5 protein-coding genes are annotated in these 2,955 nt (G+C 45.2%); 3 read left to right on the top strand and 2 right to left on the bottom strand.

Features of this window, described 5'->3' with window-relative positions:
• Positions 1–139: DUF3413 domain-containing protein (locus tag ABNS04_RS12330; RefSeq protein ID WP_348671590.1), on the bottom strand; the 139-nt coding region annotated here is incomplete at its 3' end.
• A gap of 70 nt (positions 140–209) precedes the next feature.
• Here ABNS04_RS12330 and yejK point away from each other — a divergent pair.
• On the top strand, positions 210–1,256 hold the full coding sequence (gene yejK, locus ABNS04_RS12325) for a nucleoid-associated protein YejK (RefSeq protein WP_286681850.1): 1,047 nt from the start codon (positions 210–212) through the stop codon (positions 1,254–1,256).
• A gap of 67 nt (positions 1,257–1,323) precedes the next feature.
• Here the strand turns inward: yejK and cspD are convergent, their stop codons facing one another.
• Complete coding sequence (gene cspD / locus ABNS04_RS12320; protein ID WP_071463775.1) at positions 1,324–1,539, bottom strand: cold shock domain-containing protein CspD; 216 nt, start codon at positions 1,537–1,539, stop codon at positions 1,324–1,326.
• 226 nt (positions 1,540–1,765) lie between these two features.
• Between cspD and clpS the strand changes: the two genes are divergently transcribed.
• The gene (gene clpS / locus ABNS04_RS12315; protein ID WP_006955959.1) at positions 1,766–2,080 is read left to right on the top strand and encodes an ATP-dependent Clp protease adapter ClpS; all 315 of its coding nucleotides are present in this window, start codon (positions 1,766–1,768) and stop codon (positions 2,078–2,080) included.
• Positions 2,081–2,117: 37 nt separating this feature from the next.
• The coding region (locus ABNS04_RS12310; RefSeq protein WP_348671588.1) for a Clp protease N-terminal domain-containing protein at positions 2,118–2,955 on the top strand (838 nt) is incomplete at its 3' end.

The raw sequence follows: 2,955 nt of genomic DNA, 5'->3' as shown, positions 1-2,955 counted from the left end.
TGATGAACGTGGTCGGCGACGGCGTTGAATCAATATAGATAATGCCGATAAGGACACACAAAATAATGTTGGCGAAGGTAAACCAATGACCCCAACTAATCAGTCGTGCAATTTTATCGCGACGTTGGTTCTTTCCCATTCTGTGTCTATCCCGTGCTACAATCTGCCAAATAGTCTAACACAGCGATTTTGCAAGGATAGTCCTAGTTATGCAACTGGCCATTGAAAATAGCATTATTCACCAGTTTTACAGCCATGATGACCAAATTGGTTTGCGTCTCGCGCCAGAACCTTTGTCTGATGACGAGCAACTGCACGAGTTACTCGAGGAACTGACCACGGTTTATACCAGTAAACCAGCTAAAGGCTACGCTAGCTTCTTAACAGAGGCCGACGAGGCGGAAGAAGTCAGTGATTTCCCGGTACTACTTAAACAGTGGCAAGCACAAGAGCTAGAATTTGTTGAGTTGAGCCAGCAGGCGGCTAAGCTCTTGTTAGAGCAACTGCAGAACTATCAAATGCTTGAAGCGGGCTTTTTATTAGTGACGCGGTATCAACACCTAAGCACTGATTATCTGTTAGTGGCGTTTTTACCAGTAAAAGTAGGCGTGACGATTAACCCTAACTTAGCTGTTGACCGGTCATCACAATTAGACATTAGTAAGGTACAACTGGCAGCGCGGATTGATCTGACTGAATGGCAAACCGATCCCGAGAGCCAACGTTATATTTCTTTTATTAAGGGTCGCGCTGGACGCAAGGTATCTGACTTTTTCTTGGATTTCTTGGGCTGTACTGAACGGCTCGATGCTAAGTCGCAAACTAAACGTTTGGTGGATGCAGTAACAGAGTTTGGTAAGCAAGCAGAACTGCCACCGGAGCAACGTCAATCGCTTAATGCGGTGGCTTATGAATATTGCGATCAACAATGGAAGCAGGGTGAAGACGTCAAGGTCAAAGACTTGTCAGAGCATTTCTCTCAAGCACAGCCGACCGAACGTAGCTTTGAAGAGTTTACGCAAGCGCTCTCACAAGAGGATAAACCTGCACTGGATGAGTCCTTTCCTACGGATCGGTCTACGCTACGAAAATTGGTTAAATTTCAAGGCCAAGGTGGCGGCGTGAGTGTGGCATTTGATCATACGCAGCTGGGCGAGCGTATAGAGTATGATCCGGAGACAGATAAACTAACGATTCATGGCACGCCGCCTAATTTGCGCGACCAATTGCGTCGTTACTTTGGTATTGATTCTTAAGGGGTATAGATTCTTAAGGGGCTAGAATTGCAAAACGCCGCATTGCGGCGTTTTGCAAGTAGGCTTCTTATTGTTTGTCCGCGTGAGGAACAATGTTTGAGGCATGCAGTCCTTTTGGACCTTCCTCGAGTTCAAACTCTACGGTTTGACCGGCTTTTAATGTGCGATAGCCTTCCATATCGATTGTTGAGTAATGAGCGAAAATGTCACCCTCGCGGTCCTCACTCTCAATAAAGCCAAAACCTTTGGAGTTATTGAACCATTTGACTTTTCCGGTTGCCATACATCTACTTCCTTCTTCTATCGAAAAGAATTTTGTTATTATTAGACTTGGTTGTCGTAAGTGTGGTTGAAAATTTCATCATCCAACACCATGTTTTACTCTAGGACACAGAGTATAATAGTCAAGTAGATGTGATGAAAAAATCGACATTTTTGTTAAAAAAATAAACAAAAATTGTCCAGCGAGATTAGACAAATCAGCTATAGTGATAATAGGTTGTTAATTCATGAGCCAGTTTGATCATCAACACGTATATGATGTTGAGGAAGAAAGTAAACACGAACTGAAACCACCCTCGATGTATAAGGTCATATTGAATAATGATGACTATACACCGATGGACTTTGTAATAGAGGTGCTGATAAGGTTTTTTCGTATGAATAACGAAAGAGCCACAGACACCATGTTGCAGGTGCACTATAAAGGGAAAGCGGTGTGTGGAGTTTACTCAGCAGAGATAGCTGAGACAAAAGTGGTGCAGGTCAATCAGTACGCTCGTGAAAACCAGCACCCGTTGCTCTGTACCATGGAGCATGAGTAAGATTCGAGCACAGCCGTAGTACGGTAAGGAGAGTGGTATGTTAAACAAGGCGTTAGAACTTACCTTGAACGATGCGTTCAGACTGGCGCGTGAGCGTCGTCATGAACTAATGACGGTTGAGCATTTGCTCGTGGCTTTGCTCGATAATCCAGACGCAGCCGAAGTTTTGCGCGCGTGCGGACTCAATTTTGAACAACTGAAAGAAGAACTTATCAGTTACATCGACCGCAGCACACCGACGTTTGATGAGCAAGATGATGGCGCCGATACACAACCGACACTCGGATTTCAGCGGGTGTTACAGCGTGCGGTGTTTCACGTTCAGTCTTCTGGTAATGCCGAAGTGAGTGGCGCGAACGTGTTGGTGGCGATTTTCAGTGAACAAGAGTCACAAGCCGTTTACTTGTTAAACAAGCATGATATCACTCGTTTAGATATCGTTAATTATATCTCACATGGCATCGCGCGCTCTCAAGACGAGCCAATGGACGAACATATTGCCGATGAAGAGGAAATGGCTGCGGCAAGTGAAGAGCAGCAAACCCACCTTAAACGTTTTTGTACGAACCTTAATGTGCAGGCGCAAGAGGGTAAGATCGATCCACTTATTGGTCGTGATGACGAGTTGGAACGCTGCGCACAAATTTTATGCCGTCGTCGTAAGAATAATCCATTATTGGTCGGCGAGGCTGGTGTAGGTAAAACGGCTATCGCCGAGGGGCTTGCGTATCGTATCGTAAATAAACAGGTACCCGATATTCTTGAGGAAGCGGTTATCTACTCGCTGGATATGGGTGGCTTATTGGCCGGCACAAAGTACCGCGGTGACTTTGAAAAACGCTTCAAACAGCTTCTCAAAGAGTTAGGCGAGAAAG

This window comes from uncultured Idiomarina sp. (genome assembly GCF_964010655.1).
Classification (GTDB): Bacteria; Pseudomonadota; Gammaproteobacteria; order Enterobacterales; family Alteromonadaceae; genus Idiomarina; species Idiomarina baltica.
This window is presented reverse-complemented; position numbering and strand designations above follow the sequence as displayed.